The sequence below is a fragment of the Actinomadura sp. 3N508 genome, assembly GCF_044326375.1.
In the GTDB taxonomy this organism is placed as follows: domain Bacteria; phylum Actinomycetota; class Actinomycetes; order Streptosporangiales; family Streptosporangiaceae; genus Spirillospora.
Window position 1 is genome coordinate 365,997 of the sequence record NZ_JBIRAX010000010.1, and the last position, 20,721, is coordinate 386,717.

Sequence of the window (20,721 nt, forward strand, 5' to 3'; positions counted from 1 at the left end):
CGTCCCGGTGAACGCCCGTGCCCCGTCGCAATTTTTCGTGCCGGACGATCTGATTGCAGATTTCCGACCGTCCGGCCAGAATGAACGAGCCCGCCCCGGCATGCCATGGAAACGTGGACCCCGAACCGCCGCAACCTCGTGGGAGGCGAAGCCGTGACCGGTGATGCGTACGCGCCCGGCCAGGAGCCGGAGATCCAGATCGACACCAGCGTCGCGCACCCGGCACGGGTGTGGGACTACTGGCTCGGCGGGAAGGACCACTACCCCGCCGACATCGAGGTGGGCGACCAGCTGGAGGAGACGATCCCCGAGGTCGTGCTGTGGGCGCGCGCCGACCGCGAGTTCCTCGGCCGCGTCGTCCGCCATGTGATCGGCGAGGGCGTGCGGCAGTTCCTCGACATCGGCACGGGCATCCCGACCAGGGACAACACCCACCAGGTCGCGCAGCGCCTCGCCCCCGAGAGCCGGGTCGTGTACGTCGACAACGATCCCGTCGTGCTCGCGCACGCGCGGGCGCTGCTGAACAGCTCGTCCGAGGGCGCCACCGACTTCATCGACGCCAACCTGCACGACCCCGACACGATCCTGAGCGAGGCCGCCCGCACGCTCGACTTCACCAAGCCGGTGCTGGTCACGCTGCTCGGCATTCTGGAATTCAGCGTCACCGACGAGGCGTACACGATCGTGAACCGGGTGCTGGAGCCGTTCCCGTCCGGCTCGCACCTGGCGATCGCCTGCCCCAGCAACGAGGCCAACACCGAGGCGATGGACGAGGTCGCCCGGAGATGGAACGCCAGCGGCGCCACCCCGATCATCATGCGCAGCGCCGACGGTCTCAAGCGGTTCTTCGAGCACCTGGAACTGCTGGAGCCGGGCCTGGTGCCGCTGCCCCAGTGGCGTCCCGACCCCGGCACCCTCTACGCCGACCGCGCCATGGACTTCTACTGCGCCGTGGGCCGAAAGCCCTGACCCCTTAGGCGTTCGCGGATCGTCTGCCGAGCCTCGGCTAGGGGTTCGAGGAGGAAGCGGTCGTGGTCGGGGGAGCCGTGGCGGTGGTCGACCGGGCCGGGCCAGGCGGTTCTCGCGCGCGTCCGGACGTGCTCCTCGACACCGTCGATGAGCTGCAACATCTCGGTGAGGACGGCCTCGTCCGTACGCTCGTAGGCGTCGCCGGGCGCGACGTACACCGGCGACGTGTGCGCCATGATCGGACGTTCCCAGACGTCCTTGTGCCGGGCCACGCCCTCCCCCGGCCCGTAGCAGCGGGCGGCGATCCAGGACGGCTCGTCCACGGCGAGGTCGAATTCGACGGAACCGTTCTGGGTCGCCGAGTCCCAGCGCCGTGACTCGGCCACGGAGCCGTTGACGACGATCTCCAGCCGGCCGACCGGGAAGATCGAGTGGAACTCCGCCGTGCCGCGCACGGACGGGGCTCCGGTGAGCACGGCGCCCGGCGCTTCGCCGTTGACCGACAGGCGCAGGTGCGGGCCGCTCGTCACGACCGTGTCGCCGGACCGGACGGCGGCGCACCAGTCCCAGTAGTCCATGGCCTGCGGATCGGGGACGCGGGCGTAGGTGCGGACGAGGCCGATCGGGACCTCGCTGGTCATCTTGTCCGTGCCGCCGACCAGCGTCAGGCGGTATCCGGCGTTGAGATACCGGTAGTACTGCTCGATGTTGTAGTCGTCGTAGGCGATCATCTCGACGCCGTCCAGCCGGCCGGTGGCGATCAGGGCCGCGGCCTCGCCGTTCGGGACGGGGAAGTGCGCGAGGACGACCGTCCCGCCCTGGGCGTGGCACTCGTCCGCCCAGCGGGCCAGGGTCGTCTCCAGGCCGCCGCCGAGATCGGACTCCTCGGCGCCGCCGGTGCACCACGGGCGGACGGGCGTCCGCAGGCCGAGCAGGTTGATGTGCCCGAGCATCGCGGTCCGGTTCTCCTGGCCGGCGAACACGTGCGTCGTCCCGTCGGCGGACGTGTGCGGGTGGCCGGTGAAGTCCTCGGTGTTGGTGTAGAGGTGGCCCCACTGGCTCATCAGCAGGTTCGTCACGCGCACGCCCTCGCCGCGCGCCTCCAGCTCGGCGCCGTGCGTGGACACGAAATGGACGTGGGTGTCGCCCGCGACGTACCCGTCCGCCTCCGGGTCGTGGAAGCGCCTGAGGCGCAGTTCGAGCGTCCGCTGCCCGGGTTCGATCGTCAGTTCCTCGCGCAGCGGCACGTAGTCGAAGCCCCGCGCGGCCTCCACGATGACCGGGCCGTGGGGGAGCCAGCCCTCGAACTCGCCGTCGACGTAGGCGTAGGTCCGCTGGCCGAGCCGGACGTCGCCGCCGATGTCGAGGTTCCAGGTGTTGCCGTCGGAGTTGATGTGCGTGTGGTGCCCGTAGGGCGCGAGCGGGACGCCGTCCGGGGTGTGGAAATGCAGGCGGCAGGGGAGGGGCTCGCCGGTCGCGTCGTCCACGACGGTGCCCCTGATCCAGGCCTGTCCGGCTTCGGGGAGGCGCCATTCGGTGCCGTCGGCGGTGACGATCCGGCCCGCGCCGAGGAGAGCGCCCCAGGTAAAGGTGGACGTCTCGGTGCCGCCGACGCTGAGGGACACGATCGCGGACGGTGTCGCCGCCACCTTGACGTAGCCCGTGCGCGGGCTCGTCGCGCCGCCCCAGCCGGGCGGGCTGGACATGCTGCCGTCGTCGACCGTCCGGTAGACGTAGGTGGCGGTTCCGCGGTCGACGGTCACCGCGAAGTCCTCGCCCACCGTGACGTCCTCGCCGACCGGGCCGGCGCCGTCCGCGAGCGTGAAGATCAGGTCGCGGGAGACCGTCCGGCCGAACGGGTCCTCGGCCAGGCGGCTCAGCGTGACGGCGCCGATCAGCACCGCGGGCCCGGCGGAGGCGATCTCGATCGCGGCGACCCGGCGGTCCGGGTGCGGGTTGTGCCACGGCCACAGGTAGAACCGGTACGGCAGGACGTAGGGGGAGCGGGCCTGCGGGTCGTCGATGTCCACGAACCGTGCGCCCGCCGCGTCGAACCGGCCGCAGGTGCGGTGCATCAGCCGATGCTGCGCGTCGGGCAGCGCGAGGAACGGGGTCTGGCCCCAGTCGAGCGGGATCGGACGGCCGCTCCACAGCCGCGGCGTCGGCCCGATCTCGAACCGCCGCCGGACGGGTACCGTCTCCGCGCCGCCGTCCGCGTACCGGACGGTGTACCGGGCCGCCGCCGAACCGACTGGCGCCCCCTCGAACAGGTCCGGCTCCTCCAGGGCGTGGGCGAACAGGATCCAGTTGCAGTCGTCATCGACACGGATCTCGGTTTCGCCGGTCACGCGCACGAGGGACGGGCCGTCGATGTCGTCGCCGAACCGGAACGGCAGGCCGTAGAGGCTCCGCTCGCCGGTGAACGACGCGTCGACGTCGTCCAGCAGGGTGAGCGGAGCGTTCCACGATGCCGTCAGGTCCAGGGCCCGGTACCCGCGGTCCCAGAAATGGGGACTGGTCATGGGTGCGCGGCCGGGGTGGTGGTGCTCTCCGGCTCGTAGATCTTCTCCGCGAGCACCGCGTACTGGCCGGGGTCGCGGGAGCGCAGCGACATGGCCGAGGCGATACCCACGGCGAAGGCGATCACGCACGAGCCCAGCAGGATCGCGTTGGTCACGGTGCCCGCGCCGGTCAGCAGCGAGATGTTGGACACCACCAGGACGATGACCACGCAGAGCAGGACGAGGGCCAGGCCGGGGGCGATCAGGGTGCGCCACAGCCCGTCCGGGACCCTGTTCCGGCGGAGGTAGACGATCACGGCGAGGCAGCACAGCGCCCACAGCGTGATGATCCCGAGGAAGCCGATCGAGCTGCCCCACAGCAGGAGCCCGAGGTAGGGGTCGAGGTCGAACACGGCCCAGGCGGCGACGACGACCGTCGCCAGCACCGTCTGCGCGACGCCCGCCAGGTACGGGGAGCGGGTGCGCGGGTGGGTGCGGCCGAAGGGGGTGGGCATCAGCCGCTCCCGGCCGAGCGCGAACAGGTACCGGTTCGCCGCGTTGTGCAGCGCGAGCAGCGCCGCGAACGCGCTGGTCAGCAGCAGGATCTCCATCACGGCGACGATGCTCTCCGGCGTGTACCGGTCGAACACCCCGGTGACGAGGGTCTCGGTGTTCTGCTCGGCCGCCGCGCCGATGCCGCCCGCGCCGATCGCCTGGACGATCGTCCAGGTGATGAACGCGTAGAAGATCGCGATGAACGCGACCGCGATGTAGGTCGCGCGCCGCACCGTCCGGACGCCGCCGCGCGCCTCCTCGCTGAAGATCGCGGTGGACTCGAACCCCATGAACGCGCCGAACACCAGCCCGAACATCGCCGCGTTGGAGGTGTTGAAAACCGTCCCGGGGGAGAATGAGGTGTACGTCGTGTCGCCCGACCCGCCCTTCGCGAGGACGTACAGCGCCATCACCACGAGCACCGCGACCTCGAGGATGAGGAGCACGGCGAGGACCTTGGCGCTGGTGTGGATCCCGAGGAAGCCGAGCCACGCGACCAGCGCCACCCCGACGAGCGCGAACACCCACCACGGCACGTCCAGGTCGGTGTACTTCTCGAACGTCCCGGCGGCGTAGAGGCCGAGCGCCCCGTAGGTGCTGATCTGCAGCGCGTTGTAGGCGAGCAGCGCCAGCGTCGCCGCGCCCGCGCCGAGCGGGCGGCCGAGCCCGCGGGTGATCGTCGCGTAGAACGCCCCGGCGTTGCGGACGTACTTGCTCATCGTCATGAACCCGGACGCGAACAGCGCCATCACGACGCCCGCCACGAGGTAGCCGCCCGGGACGGCCGCGCCGCCCTTCAGGAAGTGCAGCGGCGCCACGGCGACGATCAGGGTCAGCGGCGCCAGCGCGGCGAGGACCGTGAAGACGAGGTCCTTGGTGTCCATCGCGTTCGCGGCCAGCCGGCCGGGACCCGCGCCCGGTGCCACGCGGTCGCCGCCTGGTGAGCCTGATGAGCCTGGTGAGGTTGTCGACATGGTCATCCGCCTCCGGAGTTCCCCGGGCTCTCTGGGCCCGATGCGGTCACGCTATGCAGCCGTTCCGGGCCGCAGAAGTGGACGATCAGCCCCACCGAGGCGCCTCTGTTGTACGCATCACCCCTGGACAGGCCCCTCACCGGGCCCGGGTGCGCCAGCGGAGCGCGAACCACAGCTCCATGCGCGTGTCGGGGTCGTTCAGGTCGAGGTCGAGCAGCCGGGAGACCTGCCGCAGCCGGTGCCGGACGGTGTTGCGGTGCACGCCGAGGTCGGTGGCCGTCCGGTCCCAGTTGCCGTGGTGCGCCAGCCAGCTCCGCAGCGTGCCGAGCAGCTCCCCGGCCGAGCCGGACGCGGCGGCGGCGTCCAGCGGGCCGAGGAGCCGTTCGGCGTACCGGGCGGCCTGCGCGGAGTCGAGGAGCGCCATCACGCCGTGCGGTTCGGCGCCCGCGACCACGCAGCCGCCGCCGATGCGCGCCGCGTCGAGCGCGGCACCGGCCTCGCCCCACGCCGGATCGAGGTCGTCGGCGGGGTGCGGGCGGCTGATCCCGGCGAGGTGACCGGCGTCGTCCAGGAGACGGCACAGGTCATCGACCGGTTCGTCGCCGGGGACGATCGCGGCGAAGGAGCCGCCGTCCTGCTCCACGAACGGGGTGCCGAGCACCGCCGACAGCCGCTGCGCGATCGTCTCGCGGGAGCCGGGCGGCTCGGTGAGCAGGCCGCGGACGACCCGCCACGGCGCGTCCTCGGCGAGGTCGAGCGGCCCGGCGAGCGCGCGGGGGAGCGTCGGGAGCCGCAGCAGCCCGGCCACGGCGGCGGCGCCGAGCGCCTCCGGCGAGCCCGCCGCCGACGGCGCGGTGAACAGCAGCGACAGCGCCGACGCCGCGACGCCGACCACGCCCCGGTCGGCGACGCTGAACGGGCCGCGCCGCGCGACGGCCATCGCGTACCCGGTCGGCGCGGGCCCGAGGAGCCGCTGGATCTCGACGTGCTCGCCGTCTGCGGCGACGAGCGCCGCGCTCATCGGCGACGGGCTCGCGCAGGCCCGCTCCAGCGCCGCGGTCACCTCCGCGTCGCGCCGGACCCGCCCGGCGGACCAGGCCCGGTCCCGGTTGCGGTCCATGACGAGGACCCAGCCGCCGAGCAGCTCGGCCAGCCGCTCCACGACGGCGCGCAGCGGTCCGGGCCCGGCGGCCGCCTTGATCAGCACGGCCTGGCCGTCGGACAGGTGCTTCAGGTCACGGGTCTCGGCACGGACCAGCTCGGCGTGCAGCAGCTCGACGATCGACGCGAACGGCACATGCGGCGGCACCTCCAGGAGCGCCATGCCGTGGACGTCGCAGGCGGCGACGAGTTCCGGCGGGACGGCGTCGAAGACCGGCGTCACCCCGAACCCGAGCGCCACGACCCCCGCCGCGGCGAGCCGCCGCACGTACTCGTCGCTCTCGGCCGGACGGAACCCGGTGCCGGCGAGCAGCAGCAACTCCCCGCCGCGCAGGAACGGCGACGGGTCGGCCAGCTCGCTCACGTGGACCCAGCGCACCCACCGGCCGGCCGGATCGGTGGCACCCAGCGGCCGCAGCGGCAGCCGGTCCACGAAAAGCCGAAGGGGAACCACGGGGCAACCGTAATGGTGGGACGGTTATGGCAAAGTAACAGCGGGTTCACCGGCGCACAGCGCTTATCGGCGCACGGCGACGAAAATCTTACTCGTGGGCTCGACCGTCACCCAGTCCCCCGCGAATCCCTGCGGGATGAAGAAGGCGTCACCGGCACCGAATTCCGCGCGGCCGCCGTCGAGGTCGACGACGGCGACGCGGCCGTTCAGGATCACGCAGATCTCGTCGTACGGCCACGGGTCGATGCGCACGGCACCCGGCTCGCCCGTCCAGTATCCGCCCGAGTAGTCCCTGGCAGGGCCGCCGTAGGCGAGGTATTCGGTCTCTTTCCACTCGGCCGAGAGGACCTCGTAGTCCTCGATGGGCGGCACCGTGGCGACGCCGGTCTCCGGCGACAGCCGGACGATATCGGTGATTTTCATGGCTCGTCCCTAGCGGGGCCCGTGAGGAATCGGTCGAGGACGTTGCGGACGATCCGGTCGACGAACCGATCCCCCACATGGAGCGCGTACGGCCATTCCGTCGAACCGCCGTTGAACACCTCTCCGCGCCCGCGCGTGAACGCCGCGATCATCCCGGCGCCGCGCATTTCGCCTTCATGAACATAATCGGGGAGATCGTCGCCCAGCTCCCGGTTGTAGGCGTACACCTCCTCCTCGGGACCGCCGATGGGCCACCGCCCGCCGAACCGGTCCTCCTCGCCCCGGACCGCCGGGGTCATCGCGAGGATCTCCAGGGTCTCGGGCGCGCCGTCCTCGAACGTCGGGTACGGCAGGCCCCTGCGGAAGGTGTACTCGACCGAGTCGACCTCGAACGCCGCCAGGAAGGTCGGGGCCGCGCCGAGCTGGTCGCCGTAGTACAGGTCGGTCCCCTCGAACGCCCAGTGGTGCGGGCGGTAGACGACGAACCCGCCCGACGAGCGCGGCGTCGCGACCCCGTACCGGGTGTAGACGCCGCCGAGCCCGTTCAGCCCGACGGTCGCGGCGCCCGGCCGTCCCACCGACTTGGCCTCCCACATCGTCGTCGCCGTGCGCGGCGACCGCGCGGTGTCGGGGTCGAGGGACGGCAGCCGGTAGCAGTACTGCGTCGTCAGGTCGTCGCTCAGCCGGACCTGCCACTGATAGTTGCCGCCGAACCTGGCGAAGCCTCCGCCGCCGTCCACGAAACGGTCGACGGCGTCGCGCATCTCCCAGCTCCAGTACTCGTCGTGCCCCACCACGATCACGCAGCGGTAGCCGTCGAGGACGGACTCGTCCACATGCAGGTCATGCTGGGTGAGGTAGTCGAGCTCGTAGCCGTTCCGCTCCGCCCACAGCACGAACAGCCGCTCGTACGACGCCCAGAACGCGTCGCCGTGGTGGCGGCTGTAGCCGTTCAGCCGCGCCCATTCGTAGGACGCGTAGCGCGGCACGCCGCCGATCGGCAGCGTGAGGTGGTTCGCCTCGCGCGGCGCCCCCTCCGGCTTGCGGATCATCCCGCGCGCGATCGGCCGCTGCGTGGACGACAGCGGGCTCCCGGCGTCCTCGCGCGGATCGTCGCCGAGCCCCCGGTAGTGGTTGGCGCCGCCCCAGTCGTTGTACGCCAGCATCGTGCCCGTGGCGAGGACGAGCGCCGCCTTCGGACGCCGTCCCGGAGCGGCCTTCACCACGAAGAAGTGCTCGCGTTCCCACAGCTCGCCGTCGCTGCGCACCGCCCGGACGGTCACGACGTAGAACCCGGGACGCCAGCCGTCCGGAATCTCCAGCCTGAGCCCGGCGGGCCAGCCGCAGCCCTGCGCGTAGGCGTCCGCGGGCGCCTCGAACCGTCCGGCCGTGAGGCCGTCCTGCCGCCACACGACCTCCGGGTTCAGCCCGTCGCGGGTGATCTCCATCGTGAACGACGGGACGCTCGCGCTCAGATGGAAGGCGACCGTCTCGCCGGGAAAGTAGGAGAACCGGCCGGTGTAGCACCACACCTCTTCGGCGTCCGGATCCGCGTACGCCGTCTCCGACGGCCACCCGCGCGGCGACCACGCGAACGCGGGCTTGGCGGTGTGCACGTCGGCTTCTGTCCGCGCGCTGCCTTCCATCTGGGCCTCACTCCCCCTTGGTCCGGTGCCCGACGGCGAGCACGCTCAGCAGCTCGTACCCGACGTGAGCTGCGGCGATACCGGTGATCTCGGCATGGTCGTAGGCAGGTGCGACCTCCACGAGGTCCGCGCCGACCAGGTTCGCCCCGGCCAGCCCGCGCAGCGTGCCGAGCAGCTCCCGGCTCGTCAGCCCGCCCGCCTCCGGGGTGCCGGTGCCGGGCGCGTGCGCCGGGTCCAGCACGTCGATGTCGACCGACACGTACACGGGACGGTCGCCGAGCCGCGCCCGCATCCGCTCGACGGCGGCGGCGATCCCGCCGGTCTCGTAGTCGTCGGCGCGGAGGACCTGGAACCCGAGCACGCCGTCGTCAGCCAGGTCCTCCCGCGAGTAAAGCGGCCCCCGGATCCCGATGTGCATGCAGTGCTCCGGGTCCAGCAGCCCCTCCTCGGAAGCCCTCCGGAACGGCGTGCCGTGCGTGTACGGGGCACCGAAATAGGTGTCCCAGGTGTCGAGGTGCGCGTCGAAGTGCAGGACGGCGATCGGGCCGTGGTCGCGGTGCAGGGAGCGGAGCAGCGGCAGCGCGATCGTGTGGTCGCCGCCGATGCTCAGGAGCTTCGCGCCGTCCGCGCGCAGCTCGTCCGACCGCCGCTCGATCGTGCGGATCGCGTCCTCGATGTCGAACGGGTTCACGCCGATGTCGCCCGCGTCCGCGACCTGCTGCACGCCGAACGGCTCCACGTCGAGCGGCGGATGGTAGGGCCGCAGCAGCTTCGACGACGCCCGCACGTGCCCCGGCCCGAACCGCGCCCCCGGCCGGTAGGAGACACCGGTGTCGAACGGCACCCCGACGATCGCCACGTCCACGTGATCGACCTGGTCGGTGCGCGGCAGCCGCGCGAACGTGGCGGGCTCCCCGTACCGGGGCACCCGCGTGGCGTCCACCGGCCCGACGTTCTGTTCGGTCATCGGGGGTCCTCGCCGAGCGCGGACATGACGTGCTTCACCCGCGTGTACTCCTCCACCGAGTAGAGCGAGAGATCGTTGCCGTAGCCCGACTGCTTGACGCCGCCGTGCGGCATCTCGTGGACGGGCGGCAGGTGGCAGTTGAGCCCGACGTGCCCGGCGTCGATCGCGGCGGACAGCCGCAGCGCCCGCGCGTGGTCGCGCGTCCACACGCTGGACACCAGCCCGTACGGCGAGTCGTTCGCCTGCCGGAGCGCGTCGGCCTCGTCGCTGAACGTCTGCACGGTGACGACCGGCCCGAAGATCTCGGTGCGGCTCAGCTCGTCGGACGCGCCGACGCCGTCCACGACGGCCGGCCGGTAGAAGTACCCGGGGCCGACCGGCTCGCCGCCGGCCAGCACCTTCGCGTGCGACGGCGCCCGCTCGACCAGCCCGCCGACATGGGCGAGCTGATCCGGGTTGTTGAGCGGCGGAATGTAGAGGGCGCCGTCGTCGGTCTCGTCCGGCGAGAACCCGATCGTGCGCACCCGCCGGACGAGGGCGTCCACGAAAGCGTCGTGCGCCTCCGCCGCGACGATCACCCGGGTCCCGGCCGTGCAGTCCTGCCCGGCGTTGAAGTAGCCCGCGAACCCGACGCCGTCGGCCGCCGCCTCGATGTCGGCGTCGCCGAACACCAGCACGGGCGCGTTGCCGCCGAGCTCCAGATGGGCGCGCTTGACGGTGCCGGCCGCGGACCGGGCGACGGCACGTCCCGCCGCCGTGCTCCCGGTGATCGACACCATCGCCGGTACCGGATGCGCGGCCAGCGCGGCGCCCGTGTCCCGGTCGCCGCACACCACGTTGAACACCCCGGGCGGCAGGATCTCCGCGAACAGCCCGGCCAGGTACAGGGCGCTGGCGGGCGTCGTGTCGGACGGCTTCAGCACCACCGTGTTCCCCGCCGCCAGCGCCGGGCCGAACTTCCAGACCGCCATCATCGCCGGGTAGTTCCACGGCGCGATCGCCCCGACGACCCCGACCGGCTCCCGCCGGATGGACGAGGTGTGCCCGCGCACGTACTCCGCCGTCGCCTTGCCTTCGAGCATCCGGGCCGCCCCCGCGAAGAACCGGAGCTGGTCGACGATCGGCACGATCTCCTCGCGCATGGTCAGCGCCGGGGGCTTGCCGGTGTCGCGGCACTCGACCGCGATCAGCTCGTCGGCGTGCCGTTCGATGGCGTCCGCCATGCGGAGCAGGTGCGTCATCCGCTCGCCGGGCGTCGTCCGCCGCCACGTGGCGAACGCCCGCGCCGCCGCGGCGCAGGCGCGGTCGACGTCGTCCGCGCCCGAACGCGGCGCCGTGGCGTAGACCTCGCCGGTCACCGGGTCGACGATCTCCATCCGCCCCCCGCCGGAAGACGTGGTGAACTCGCCGTCGATGAAGTTCCGCAGGTCGGTCTCGCCGCTCATCGCGCCCCCTCGTGCCGCCCGTCGCCCTGTTGGCCGGCTCACCTTGCTCAGCTCACATTTGGTCAGCTCACACGCCCGCCGGGACGCTCCGCCGCCATGCTAGGAACCTGCCCAGCCGTCGCTCGCCGTGCGAATGGACCCGCCGGGCCGGGCCGGTTGTGCGTTTCGTCCCTCACCTGGCCGTAACGATCACCCGGGCGGGGGAAGCTGCTTCATAATTCGTGCATCACAAATCGTGGCAATGGAGGCGAATCAGGTGGGCGAGACCGAGCAGGCTCCTCCCGGGGTGGACACCACCGTTCCGAGCCCGGCCCGCATCTACGACTACATCCTCGGCGGCACGACGAACTACGAGGTCGACCGGCAGGCCGCGGAGAAGGTCCGCCAGGCCATGCCGGACATGGTGGACACCGCCTGGGCCAACCGCGGGTTCCTGCAACGCGCGGTGCGGTGGCTCGCCGAGCAGGGCGTCCGGCAGTTCATCGACGTCGGCGCCGGGCTGCCGACCGGGAACAACACGCATGACGCGGCGCAGAGAGTCGCGCCCGACGCGCGGATCCTGTACGCCGACTTCGACCCGATCGTCGAGTTGTACGCGAAGGAGCTGCTGAAGGACGTCCCCGGCACGGCGTGCATCACGGCCGACTTCCGCGAACCGGACAGCGTGCTCGAACATCCGGAGACCCGGTCGATGATCGACTTCACGGAGCCGGTGGCGCTGCTCCTGGTGACCGTGACCCATTTCGTGTCGGACGAGGCCGACCCGTGGGGCCTCATCCGGCAGTACATGGACCGGCTGGTGCCGGGCAGCTACCTCGCCCTGTCCGCCGTCACCAGCGACCGGCAGATGGAGGGCGCGGTCGACGACCTGAAGAAGGTGTTCGCCAAGTCGGCGTCCGGTGGCGCCTACCCCCGTCCCCGCGCCGAGATCGCGCGCTTCTTCACCGGGCTCGACATCGTCCCGCCGTACGAGGGCGCGCCGGCGGAGGTCTGCTACTTCGGCGAATGGGGCGCCGAGGACCCCGTGGCGGCCGACAGCGAGGGCTCACGCTGGGGATACTGTGCGGTGGCGAGGAAGCCGGCATGAGCGGGAAGCCGACCGTCGAAGAGCTGGGCATCGATCCGGACGCCCTCGACTGGAAGCGCTCCGGCACCGACGAGGGCGCGATCGAGGTCGCGTTCGCCGGCGAATGGACGCTCCTGCGCACGTCCGGGCAGCTCATCTCGGTGTTCGACGAGAACGAATGGGCGTGCTTCCTCGACGGCGTGAAGAAGGGCGAGTTCGACAACGCGGCGTCCTGACCCGGTACGCCCGGATCGGGGGATCGATCCGGGTATGCCGATTTGGCGCAGAATCTGTGATTCACAAATTCGGAAGGCGTATGCTGATGGCGGTCGTCTGTCAAGGGAGGTGGTTCCGTTGAACGAGGCTTACGGGGCCACCATCGCCAAGCGGGGCCTGGCACGCCGTCTGAGGGACCTGCGCGTCGAGGCGGGATACACGGCCAACCAGGTGTGCGACCGGCTGAACTGGGGCCGCGGCAAGGTCGGCCGGTTCGAGGCCAACACCTGGGTGCGGCCCGAGCTCAGCGACATCCGCGACCTGGCCCGCATCTACGCCGGCAGCGACCTCGACGAGCTGGAGGAACTCGCCACGAAGGCCCGGCAGCGGGCCTGGTGGCGCGACTACCCGGACGTGTTCGACAACGAGTTCCCCGGCTACGAGGGCGACGCGTCCAGCATCCGGGTCATCATGCCGCTGGTCCTGCCGGGCCTGCTGCAGACGCTGCCGTACATGCAGGCCCTGCTGTCGTCCGGGACGAAGTCGGCCGAGTGGCGCGAGCAGGCGCTGCGGGCACGGCTGCGGCGCCAGCAGATCCTGGACCGCACGGACGGCACGGCCCCGCAGCTCATCGCCCTGATCACCGAGGCGTCCCTGATGTACGAGTGGGGCGAGGCCGGCGACCGCCGCGCCCAGCTCCGCCACCTGCTGACCGCGTCCGCGCGCCCGAACGTCGAGCTGCGGCTGCTCCGCCTGTCGGACGGCCTGCATCCCGGCATGTCGACGCTGGTCAACATCTTCCGTTTCCCCGGGGACGAGCCGCCCGTCGTCTTCCTGGAGAACGACGCCGACATCCAGGAGATCGACACCCCGAGCAAAGTGGAGGCCTATGACCGGATCTTCGAGCAGATCCGCGCGGCGGCGCTGAGCACCGCCGACACCGCGGAACACCTGGAGAAACTCATCGCGACGCTGGAGTGACTCCGGAGGACCTAGCTCTGGAGTAAGACCTATCTGGAGATGAAGCGAGATGGACCTCTCTCAGGCACGGTGGTTCAAGGCCACCGCGAGCGCGAGCAGCAACGGGGGCTGCGTCGAGGTCGCCGACCTCGGAACGGCCACCGGGCTGCGGGACAGCAAGACGCCGGAGGCCGGGGCGCACGTCGTCCCCCGGCCGGTGTTCGCCTCCTTCCTGGACGACGTCCGGGCCGGCCACTACGACCGCTGACCTGCCGATGCCCCCGAGCGAGAAGGACCGATCACCGGCCACGCGGCACGGACGCGCGGATGAGCGGCGCGACCGTGTGACGGAGAGCAGCGCGGCGGAGAGCGGCATGGCGGGAAGCGGCGTGGCGGACGTGCTACGGAGAGCGGCACGGACGAACGGCGTGGACGTGCGGCGGAGAGCAGCGCACGAACCGACCACTGACCAGGTGATTCTCGCGTAGGGAACCGCACTCGGCGGAGACCGCGGACCCGGCTCCGGGGCGGAGGCCGGGCCGCACACCAGATCCCCCAGGGCTGCACCCCTGGGGGATCTGCATGTGTGCGGCCCTCTCTCAGGCGCCGTCCACGCTACAGCGCGCGGGCCAATCCGTCCCATGACCGCCGGTACACGCATCCCTCCCCCCGAAGAGACGTGTTCTGTACGGCTTTGGGGCGTATCGGTGAACGTCTCATTTGCAGATCGAGAACCTTGGTCGTGTAGCGGGTTTCGGCCCCCTGGATGTGCGAAGCTTGGATCTGTGATTCACACATAGCGAGTCGCGAACCCTGAGGGTTCATGTCGCGAATGTCTGAATCGCACTGATGGCTCCGCGATACTCGGAGAGTGGGCGTGATGACGAAGACCGCGGCCGCGTGCGGGATTCCCTGGAGGCTGGAGGACTTCGGCTGTGCCGTCCTCCCCCTGCCGGGCGACGACTCCATCGCAGCCGTGGCACGATCCCAGGTCAAGGGGTTGCTGCCCACACTGGGGCTGGCCGTCCAGGACGTCCACGACCTCGCGATCATGGTCAGCGAGCTGGCGACCAACGTCCTGCAGCACGCCACGTCCGGCGACGGGTCGCCCGGCGCCGAACTCTGGGTCTACCAGCGCAGCGACGAGCGCGGCCGCGACGAGCTGGTCATCAAGGCCTTCGACACGCTCCGGCACTGGCGCCGCCGCCGCGAGGCACCCGGTGACATGCACGAGCACGGCCGCGGGCTGGAGATCATCCGGATTCTGGCGGACGGCCGGTGGGGGCATCATCCGTCCAGGTCCCGGCTGAGCTCCCCCGCGGTCCGCGGCAAGGCCACCTGGTTCGCGCTGCCCGTCACCCGCACCGTGCACGCCCGCCGCCACGCCCGGAAGGTCGAGGAGCCGCACGCGATGCGGACCCTGGAGAGGCTCCTCGTCCAGCGCGGCGTCGACCGTTTCCAGCGCAGGGACGAGCTCGGCGTCAGCGTGCTCACCGGTCCCGGCGACCTGACGGTGTGGTGCGAGACCGCGACGTTCCGCTGGTGCGCGCGCTCCGGCGAGACCGGAAAGCTCCCCGTCTCCGACATCACGGAGGTGTGCGAGCAGGTCGTCCGGCTCTACGAGGCTCTGGACGACCGGGGTTAGGAGGGGGTCGGGTGGCCTGACCGTGGATGGAGAGCGACGGTCAGGCCATACGACAGGACCTTCGCTCAGGGCCGGGGGATGGCGACGGCGTGGTAGGAGACGTGCGGGGTCGGCTCCGTGCTGAAGAACTGGATGTTGGGCAGGTACAGCCGGGAGCCGAACTCGGCGATGGTCGTCGGCAGGTCGAACCGGCTGTCGGTCACCCGCCGGACGACGCGGCCCTCGGTGCCCGCCGCGTTCAGCCGCAGGACGGCCACGGTGTCGAGCCGGTTCTGCACCGCGTACAGCGTCCGGCCGTGCAGGAGCAGCCCGTCGCCGTCCGGCAGTGACTCGCCGTGCAGATCCACGCGGCGGGTGATCCCGGACGCCGGGTCGACGCGGAACAGCCCGCCGGTGTTCGACTGCACGACGAGCAGGCCCCGCCCGTCCGGGGTCGGCGTGACGCCGTTGGCGTTGAACGCGGCGCCGTCGGGCCCGGTCTGGTAGACGAGGTCGCCCTTCAGCGGGATCCGGACCGCCTCGGCGGGCAGCTCGCCGCCGTGCAGCGGCAGCTTGTAGAGCACCGGATCGAAGGAGTCGGTGAACCAGGCCGCCCCCTGGGTGAGGATGACGTCGTTGACGAACGTCGCCCCGGTGGCCAGCCGGTAGGAGGCGAGCACCCGCCCGGTCCGGACGTCGATGACCCGCGCGTCACCGCCCGTGCCGCCCGCCACGAACAGCCGTCCGTGCGCGTCCGTCTTCATCCCGAGGGCCTGCCCACCGCCCCCGCGGCTGATGACCGCGCCGCGCCCGGTGCGCAGGTCGGCACGGTAGACGGACCCGTCGGCCATGGACCCGACGTAGGCGAACGGACCGGGCCCGGTAGCGATGCCCTCGGGCTGGAACCCGTCCGGCAACCGAATCGTGGTCGGGAAGGAATGGACGGCCGCCTGAGCAGGAGCGGCTTGGATCGGGACGGCATGGATCGGGGCGGCTTGGGCTTGGGCAGGGTTACCCACCAAGGCGGCCAGGACGAGCGGAAGCACGAGCACAGCAGAGATTCGTGGACGACGCACAGGTAACCTCTCAACACTGAAATGTTCAACGCTGAAGACCGTACGCCAGTGGTACCTTGGCGTCAAACAGTTCAACGTTGAGAGGATTCGGTATGAAGGGGGAGCGGGAACAGGATCAGGATCAGGATCGTGACGCGGTCGACCGCATCGTGGAGCAGTGGGCCAGCGCCCGCCCGGACCTGGACGCGTCCCCCATGCGGGTTCTCGGCCGCCTGTCCCGGGTGACCCGGATCGTCGAGCGTGAACTCAAGGCGCTCTTCAGCGAGTTCGGCCTGGAGAGGGGCGAGTTCGACGTCCTGGCCACCCTCCGGCGCGGCGGCACGCCGGGCGGCATGACCGCCGGCATGCTGGCCCGCTCCTCGATGGTGACCTCGGGCGCCGTCACGAACCGGCTCGACCGGCTCGTCGCCAAGGGCTACATCACGCGCGACATCGACCCGGCCAACCGCCGTTCCGTCATCGTCGCCCTCACCCCCGCGGGCCGCGACCTCATCGACCGCGCCGTCGCCGCCCACCTAGAAAACGAACGGCGCATCCTCGCCGCACTCGACCCGCACCAGCAGGACGACCTGGCCGCGACCCTGCGCACCCTGCTCCTAAGCCTCGGCGACGAGGAAGCCACGCCCCGCACGCTCGGCGACCCCTGAGCCTGTGATCAGCATCAGATCGGCCCCGGGACGTCCGACATCCCGGGGCCGGCCTGCCTGTGATCAGCCGCTCGCACCGGCCACATCGGCACGGACCCGCCGCGCCGCCGTGACCAGATTCCGCAGCGACGCCTCCGTCTCCGGATAGGCCCGGGTCTTCAGCCCGCAATCCGGATTGACCCACAACCGTCCAGGCTCGACGGCCCGCAGCGCCCGCCGCAGGTTCTCCTCGATCTCATCGGCGCCGGGGACGCGCGGCGAATGGATGTCGTAGACCCCAGGCCCGATCCCGTTCTCGTACCCGCCGTCACGCAGATCGGCGACGAGCTCCATGTGCGAGCGCGCGGCCTCGACGCTGGTCACGTCGGCGTCCAGCGCCCGGATCGTGCCGATGATCTCGCCGAACTCGGAGTAGCACATGTGCGTGTGGATCTGCGTCGTGTCGGCGACGCCCGAGGTCGCGAGGTGGAACGCGCCGACGGCCCACTCCATGTAGTCCGGACGTCCGGCCTCCCGCAGCGGCAGCAGTTCGCGCAGCGCGGGCTCGTCCACCTGGATGACGCGGATCCCGGCCGCCTCCAGGTCGGCGATCTCGTCCCGCAGCGCGAGCGCGAGCTGCCGGGCGGTGTCGGCGAGCGGCTGGTCGTCCCGCACGAACGACCAGGCCAGCATGGTGACGGGCCCGGTCAGCATGCCCTTGACGGGCTTGCTGGTGAGCGACTGCGCGTACGTCGCCCACTCGACCGTCATCGGCCGCGGCCGCGCCACGTCGCTGTGCAGGATCGGCGGCCGGACGTACCGCGACCCGTACGACTGCACCCACCCGTACTGGGTGGCGGCGTACCCGTCGAGCTGCTCGGCGAAGTACTGCACCATGTCGTTGCGCTCGGGCTCGCCGTGGACGAGAACGTCCAGGCCGAGGTCCTCCTGCAGCGCGATGACGCGGGCGATCTCGTCCTTCATGGTCCGCGTGTAAACGTCGGCGGTGACGCGTCCGGCGCGATAGTCGGCGCGGGCCCGGCGGATCTCGGGGGTCTGCGGGAACGAGCCGACCGTCGTCGTCGCCAGCGCGGGCAGCCCGAGCTCGTCCCGCTGCACGGCGAACCGAACATCCCGATCACCACGCCTGGCCGCCCCGTCGCCCAGGGCTTCGAGCCGCTCCCGAACGCCACGATCGACCTTCGCAGGGGGCGCCGACTCCTCGACCGGGGCCGGAACATCTTCCCTCAGCGTCCGCCCGATCGCGACGACCTCCTCGACCTTCTGCCGCGCGAACGCCAGCCGCTCCCGAACGCCCGGATCCAGCGCGGTCTCGGCGTCCAGATCGATCGGCACGTGCAGCAGCGAGCAGGAGGTGCTCACCACAACCTGATCGACGAGCCCGAGCAGAGCCGCGCAGGTGGCCTTCGCCCGCCGCTGGTCGGCACGCCACACGTTCCGGCCGTCCACGACGCCCGCGACAAGCGTCTTGCGCGGTAGCCCACCCACCGACGCGAGAACGTCGAGGTTGTCGGGCCCGGCCACGAAGTCCAGCCCGACCGCCTCGACGCGGCTCCCGGCCAGGGCGCGCAGCGCGTCCGCACCGATCGTGCCGAAGTACGTGGCGACCATCAGCCGCGGCCTGCTCGTCAGCCGCCCCAGCCGCGCGTACGCGCGAGCGAGCGCCGCGATCTCCTCCTCGCTGCGATCGGCGACGAGCACGGGCTCGTCCAGCTGAACCCACTCGGCCCCCGACCCGGCGAGCCGCTCCAGCACCTCGGCGTAAACGTCGACGAGCCCGTCGAGAAGATCGAGCGTCCGGAAGTCGCGGGGCGCCCCCTCCGCGGGCTTGGCGAGCAGCAGATAGCTGAGCGGCCCGACGAGCACCGGCCGAGTCTCGATCCCGAGCGCCTTGGCCTCCCGGTACTCGACCAGCGGCTTGGCGGCGGAGCCGTCCGCCAGCCGGAACCGCGTGTCCGGCCCCAGCTCGGGGACGATGTAGTGGTAGTTCGTGTCGAACCACTTCGTCATTTCCAGCGGCGGGACGTCCTGCACACCGCGCGCCATCGCGAAGTACCGGTCGAACCCCTTCAGCCGGCGGTACCGGTCGGGGACGGCGTCGACCAGCACACTCGTGTCGAGCACCTGGTCATAGAAGGAGAAGGTGTTGGACGGGATCGCGTCCAGACCGGCGTCGCGCAGGCTGGTCCATACAGCCGCACGCAGCTCTGCGCCCTGCGCGTTGAGGGCGTCGGCGTCGATGCGTCCGGCCCAGAAGTCCTCGGTGGCGAACTTCAGCTCCCGGCGCGGCCCGATTCGGGGGTATCCGAGGATCGTCGTGTTCATGGCGGCTTCCCTCGCTCTGCCATAGGCGGACGCGCGGGGAGGTGCGCACGACGGAACGTACGCCGCAGACCTTCCCGCGAGGCCGCAGATCACCGCGCACCGGCCGGCGCGCGGGCGGAGGCAGGTCTTCGGACTCGTGGGCACCGCTTCCCGGAAGAAGCGTCCTACTGGCCATCGCTTCCCAGGCCATGCGGCCCAGTGCGTGATGACGGCGGTCGTTCCCACTCACCGCTGCGGGGCAGTCCCGGATTCGCACCGGGTTCCCTCTTACGACACTCGGAAAAACCGAGTGAACCATCCGCAATCCGGAGTCTACCGGCGGCCTAGCGCCTCACGAAGAATCCGAACCGCCTTCGGCCCAACCCCATGCATGGCCAGCAGCTCGGCATCGCTCAGATCAGCAACCTGCCTGAGCGAGGTGATACCGCCCCCGACCAGCGCCCGAGTGGCAGGCCCACCAATGCCCTTCGGCAAATCACCGACCTCACCTGGCCTGGCAGAACCCCCAGCAGCCACCCGAGCCGCCAACCCCTCCGGCGCCTGCGAAAGCCAGGCAAGCCGAACCCAGTGATTGAGCTGCTGCCCATTGATGTCCCCGATCGGCACACGCACACCGCCGCGGCCCAACGCCTCCGCCGAAGGATGCGCGGCAAGAACATCCTCCACATCAGACGCAGGAAGCCGGAGCTCCACCAGCTTGTCCTTGCCCATCGACGCGAACGGCTTCTCGCCCACGGTGAATACGACGCTCCCCGAGTCGGTGGCTTGCTCGACGGTCTCGGGATACGAGAGGGCGGTCTTACGAAGCTGAGCAAGAGTCGTCATGGCCCCAACCTAAATGGGCGCCCGCTGCGTCATCGATGAGCGCACAGGGCGCCTCCTCGACCGCTAGACACTTCGCACAGGTCGTCCTCTGAGGAATTGTCGAGACCTGTGGATCAAGTCAACGTGGCTGCTTTGGCTGATTCAGTCGGCGGTTTGCCGTGTTGCGGACACGGCGGGTTCGTCCCTGCTCAGCGAGCAGGCTGAGGGCGTGGTGCGAGGTGATGAACTGTGACGACGAGGCCGTGCGCTGGAACCAGTCGGAAGCTGTGGTGAGGTCTTGGGCGGTCCATGGTTCGTCTAGCGCGATCGTTCTGAGCAGCGTCCACTCGTGCAGACGGCGGGTGAGGAAGGGGCGGTCTGTGATCGCTGTGGCGAGGGCCTGGGCCCAGGTGGTGAATGCCGGGTCGGTGAGCAGCTGGGCTGCGCGGCGTCCCAGGTGGTGGTTGACCGCTGACTCGGCCATCGTCTCGTCCTGGTCGCGTAGAACGGTGGTCACCAGCTGGATCTCGTCCGTTTCGGTGACTTCTTCCAGGAGTTTGAGGTAGCGGCGGTAGCGGAGGTGCTCGTCGGGCTCCTGGTCGATGTGCGGGTCGGTCATGCCGCGATCCCGTCCGGCCGCTCGACGAGCTTGCCGTTCTTGAACTGCGCGCCGGAACGGACGAGGACGACCAGGCGACGGCCCCGCTCGTTCCGCTCCTCGGCGAACCGGGCGACGTAGGCGTCGACCTCGGCTTGCAGGGCTTCGGTGAGCATCGGGTGTGCCTTCCCGACCGACGTTGGCGCGTCGGTCACGCTTGAGACGAGTCGTGATCATCGGGAAGGTACACCCCCTCCCGCAGATCCACAGGTCTCAAGCAGTGCTCCGCCCGCGTCCGGCGGCACATCAG

Annotated in this window: 19 protein-coding genes and 1 riboswitch; of the genes, 7 read left to right on the forward strand and 12 right to left on the reverse strand. The window is 70.9% G+C overall.

Translation table 11 applies throughout. The annotated features are described in order from the left end of the window. The first annotated feature begins 153 nt into the window (after positions 1-153). Positions 154-969 (forward strand): SAM-dependent methyltransferase, encoded by an 816-nt coding sequence (locus ACH34S_RS32070; RefSeq protein ID WP_395956584.1) that lies wholly within the window; start codon positions 154-156, stop codon positions 967-969. Here the strand turns inward: ACH34S_RS32070 and ACH34S_RS32075 are convergent. The 7 genes from ACH34S_RS32075 to ACH34S_RS32105 all read right to left on the reverse strand — a co-directional run bounded on the left by ACH34S_RS32075 (position 942) and on the right by ACH34S_RS32105 (position 11,095). Then, positions 942-3,491, reverse strand: a complete 2,550-nt coding sequence (locus tag ACH34S_RS32075; RefSeq protein ID WP_395956585.1) for a CehA/McbA family metallohydrolase — start codon at positions 3,489-3,491, stop codon at positions 942-944. The two genes, ACH34S_RS32070 and ACH34S_RS32075, sit on opposite strands and share 28 nt — an antisense overlap. Continuing rightward, the gene (locus tag ACH34S_RS32080; RefSeq protein WP_395956586.1) at positions 3,488-4,951 is read right to left on the reverse strand and encodes an APC family permease; all 1,464 of its coding nucleotides are present in this window, start codon (positions 4,949-4,951) and stop codon (positions 3,488-3,490) included. The genes ACH34S_RS32075 and ACH34S_RS32080 overlap by 4 nt, the downstream gene beginning before the upstream one ends. A 184-nt stretch (positions 4,952-5,135) precedes the next feature. Then, the gene (locus ACH34S_RS32085; RefSeq protein ID WP_395956587.1) at positions 5,136-6,614 is read right to left on the reverse strand and encodes a PucR family transcriptional regulator; all 1,479 of its coding nucleotides are present in this window, start codon (positions 6,612-6,614) and stop codon (positions 5,136-5,138) included. Positions 6,615-6,677: 63 nt separating this feature from the next. Continuing rightward, positions 6,678-7,037, reverse strand: a complete 360-nt coding sequence (locus tag ACH34S_RS32090; protein ID WP_395956588.1) for a cupin domain-containing protein — start codon at positions 7,035-7,037, stop codon at positions 6,678-6,680. Further along, positions 7,034-8,683 (reverse strand): N,N-dimethylformamidase beta subunit family domain-containing protein, encoded by a 1,650-nt coding sequence (locus ACH34S_RS32095; RefSeq protein ID WP_395956589.1) that lies wholly within the window; start codon positions 8,681-8,683, stop codon positions 7,034-7,036. The genes ACH34S_RS32090 and ACH34S_RS32095 overlap by 4 nt, the downstream gene beginning before the upstream one ends. A 7-nt stretch (positions 8,684-8,690) precedes the next feature. Continuing rightward, complete coding sequence (gene speB / locus ACH34S_RS32100) at positions 8,691-9,650, reverse strand: agmatinase (RefSeq protein ID WP_395956590.1); 960 nt, start codon at positions 9,648-9,650, stop codon at positions 8,691-8,693. After that, positions 9,647-11,095 (reverse strand): aminobutyraldehyde dehydrogenase, encoded by a 1,449-nt coding sequence (locus ACH34S_RS32105; protein WP_395956591.1) that lies wholly within the window; start codon positions 11,093-11,095, stop codon positions 9,647-9,649. The genes speB and ACH34S_RS32105 overlap by 4 nt, the downstream gene beginning before the upstream one ends. A 256-nt stretch (positions 11,096-11,351) precedes the next feature. On the opposite strand from ACH34S_RS32105, the gene ACH34S_RS32110 reads away from it, so the two are divergent. From ACH34S_RS32110 to ACH34S_RS32130, 5 genes are all read left to right on the forward strand, one after another. After that, positions 11,352-12,182 carry an SAM-dependent methyltransferase gene (locus tag ACH34S_RS32110; protein WP_395956592.1) on the forward strand — a complete coding sequence of 277 codons (831 nt, stop codon included), beginning with the start codon at positions 11,352-11,354 and terminating at the stop codon, positions 12,180-12,182. After that, complete coding sequence (locus ACH34S_RS32115) at positions 12,179-12,397, forward strand: DUF397 domain-containing protein (RefSeq protein ID WP_395956593.1); 219 nt, start codon at positions 12,179-12,181, stop codon at positions 12,395-12,397. The genes ACH34S_RS32110 and ACH34S_RS32115 overlap by 4 nt, the downstream gene beginning before the upstream one ends. 118 nt (positions 12,398-12,515) lie before the next feature. After that, positions 12,516-13,358, forward strand: coding sequence for a helix-turn-helix domain-containing protein (locus ACH34S_RS32120; RefSeq protein ID WP_395956594.1), 843 nt, complete (start codon positions 12,516-12,518; stop codon positions 13,356-13,358). 49 nt (positions 13,359-13,407) lie between these two features. Then, positions 13,408-13,605, forward strand: a complete 198-nt coding sequence (locus ACH34S_RS32125) for a DUF397 domain-containing protein (RefSeq protein ID WP_395956595.1) — start codon at positions 13,408-13,410, stop codon at positions 13,603-13,605. 612 nt (positions 13,606-14,217) lie between these two features. Then, positions 14,218-14,982 carry an ATP-binding protein gene (locus ACH34S_RS32130; protein WP_395956596.1) on the forward strand — a complete coding sequence of 255 codons (765 nt, stop codon included), beginning with the start codon at positions 14,218-14,220 and terminating at the stop codon, positions 14,980-14,982. Between the two features lie 65 nt (positions 14,983-15,047). On the opposite strand, the gene ACH34S_RS32135 is transcribed toward ACH34S_RS32130, so the two are convergent. Next, entirely contained in the window at positions 15,048-16,007 is a 960-nt protein-coding gene (locus ACH34S_RS32135; protein WP_395956597.1) for a superoxide dismutase, read from the reverse strand. Positions 16,008-16,129: 122 nt separating this feature from the next. Here ACH34S_RS32135 and ACH34S_RS32140 point away from each other — a divergent pair, with 122 nt between their 5' ends. After that, a complete protein-coding gene (locus ACH34S_RS32140) occupies positions 16,130-16,684 on the forward strand; it encodes a MarR family winged helix-turn-helix transcriptional regulator (RefSeq protein ID WP_395956598.1) in 555 nt (184 codons plus the stop codon). A gap of 63 nt (positions 16,685-16,747) precedes the next feature. Here the strand turns inward: ACH34S_RS32140 and metE are convergent, their stop codons facing one another. From metE to ACH34S_RS32160, 4 genes are all read right to left on the reverse strand, one after another. Next, the gene (gene metE / locus ACH34S_RS32145; protein WP_395956599.1) at positions 16,748-19,009 is read right to left on the reverse strand and encodes a 5-methyltetrahydropteroyltriglutamate--homocysteine S-methyltransferase; all 2,262 of its coding nucleotides are present in this window, start codon (positions 19,007-19,009) and stop codon (positions 16,748-16,750) included. A 101-nt stretch (positions 19,010-19,110) separates the two neighbouring features. After that, positions 19,111-19,323, reverse strand: a riboswitch (cobalamin riboswitch). Continuing rightward, positions 19,322-19,834 (reverse strand): hypothetical protein, encoded by a 513-nt coding sequence (locus ACH34S_RS32150; protein WP_395956600.1) that lies wholly within the window; start codon positions 19,832-19,834, stop codon positions 19,322-19,324. (Overlaps the previous riboswitch by 2 nt.) Positions 19,835-19,952: 118 nt before the next feature. After that, entirely contained in the window at positions 19,953-20,432 is a 480-nt protein-coding gene (locus ACH34S_RS32155; RefSeq protein ID WP_395956601.1) for a hypothetical protein, read from the reverse strand. Beyond that, the gene (locus tag ACH34S_RS32160; RefSeq protein ID WP_395956602.1) at positions 20,429-20,626 is read right to left on the reverse strand and encodes a hypothetical protein; all 198 of its coding nucleotides are present in this window, start codon (positions 20,624-20,626) and stop codon (positions 20,429-20,431) included. The genes ACH34S_RS32155 and ACH34S_RS32160 overlap by 4 nt, the downstream gene beginning before the upstream one ends. Between the last annotated feature and the right edge of the window lie 95 nt (positions 20,627-20,721).

What these genes read in the sequence shown, in the direction of transcription:
- ACH34S_RS32075 (WP_395956585.1), bottom strand. Translation starts at nt 3,491, where the DNA reads ATGACCAGTCCCCATTTCTGGGACCGCGGGTACCGGGCCCTGGACCTG.
- ACH34S_RS32090 (WP_395956588.1), bottom strand. Translation starts at nt 7,037, where the DNA reads ATGAAAATCACCGATATCGTCCGGCTGTCGCCGGAGACCGGCGTCGCC.
- ACH34S_RS32095 (WP_395956589.1), bottom strand. Translation starts at nt 8,683, where the DNA reads ATGGAAGGCAGCGCGCGGACAGAAGCCGACGTGCACACCGCCAAGCCC.
- speB (WP_395956590.1), bottom strand. Translation starts at nt 9,650, where the DNA reads ATGACCGAACAGAACGTCGGGCCGGTGGACGCCACGCGGGTGCCCCGG.
- ACH34S_RS32105 (WP_395956591.1), bottom strand. Translation starts at nt 11,095, where the DNA reads ATGAGCGGCGAGACCGACCTGCGGAACTTCATCGACGGCGAGTTCACC.
- ACH34S_RS32115 (WP_395956593.1), top strand. Translation starts at nt 12,179, where the DNA reads ATGAGCGGGAAGCCGACCGTCGAAGAGCTGGGCATCGATCCGGACGCC.
- ACH34S_RS32125 (WP_395956595.1), top strand. Translation starts at nt 13,408, where the DNA reads ATGGACCTCTCTCAGGCACGGTGGTTCAAGGCCACCGCGAGCGCGAGC.
- ACH34S_RS32130 (WP_395956596.1), top strand. Translation starts at nt 14,218, where the DNA reads ATGACGAAGACCGCGGCCGCGTGCGGGATTCCCTGGAGGCTGGAGGAC.
- ACH34S_RS32140 (WP_395956598.1), top strand. Translation starts at nt 16,130, where the DNA reads ATGAAGGGGGAGCGGGAACAGGATCAGGATCAGGATCGTGACGCGGTC.
- metE (WP_395956599.1), bottom strand. Translation starts at nt 19,009, where the DNA reads ATGAACACGACGATCCTCGGATACCCCCGAATCGGGCCGCGCCGGGAG.
- ACH34S_RS32150 (WP_395956600.1), bottom strand. Translation starts at nt 19,834, where the DNA reads ATGACGACTCTTGCTCAGCTTCGTAAGACCGCCCTCTCGTATCCCGAG.
- ACH34S_RS32155 (WP_395956601.1), bottom strand. Translation starts at nt 20,432, where the DNA reads ATGACCGACCCGCACATCGACCAGGAGCCCGACGAGCACCTCCGCTAC.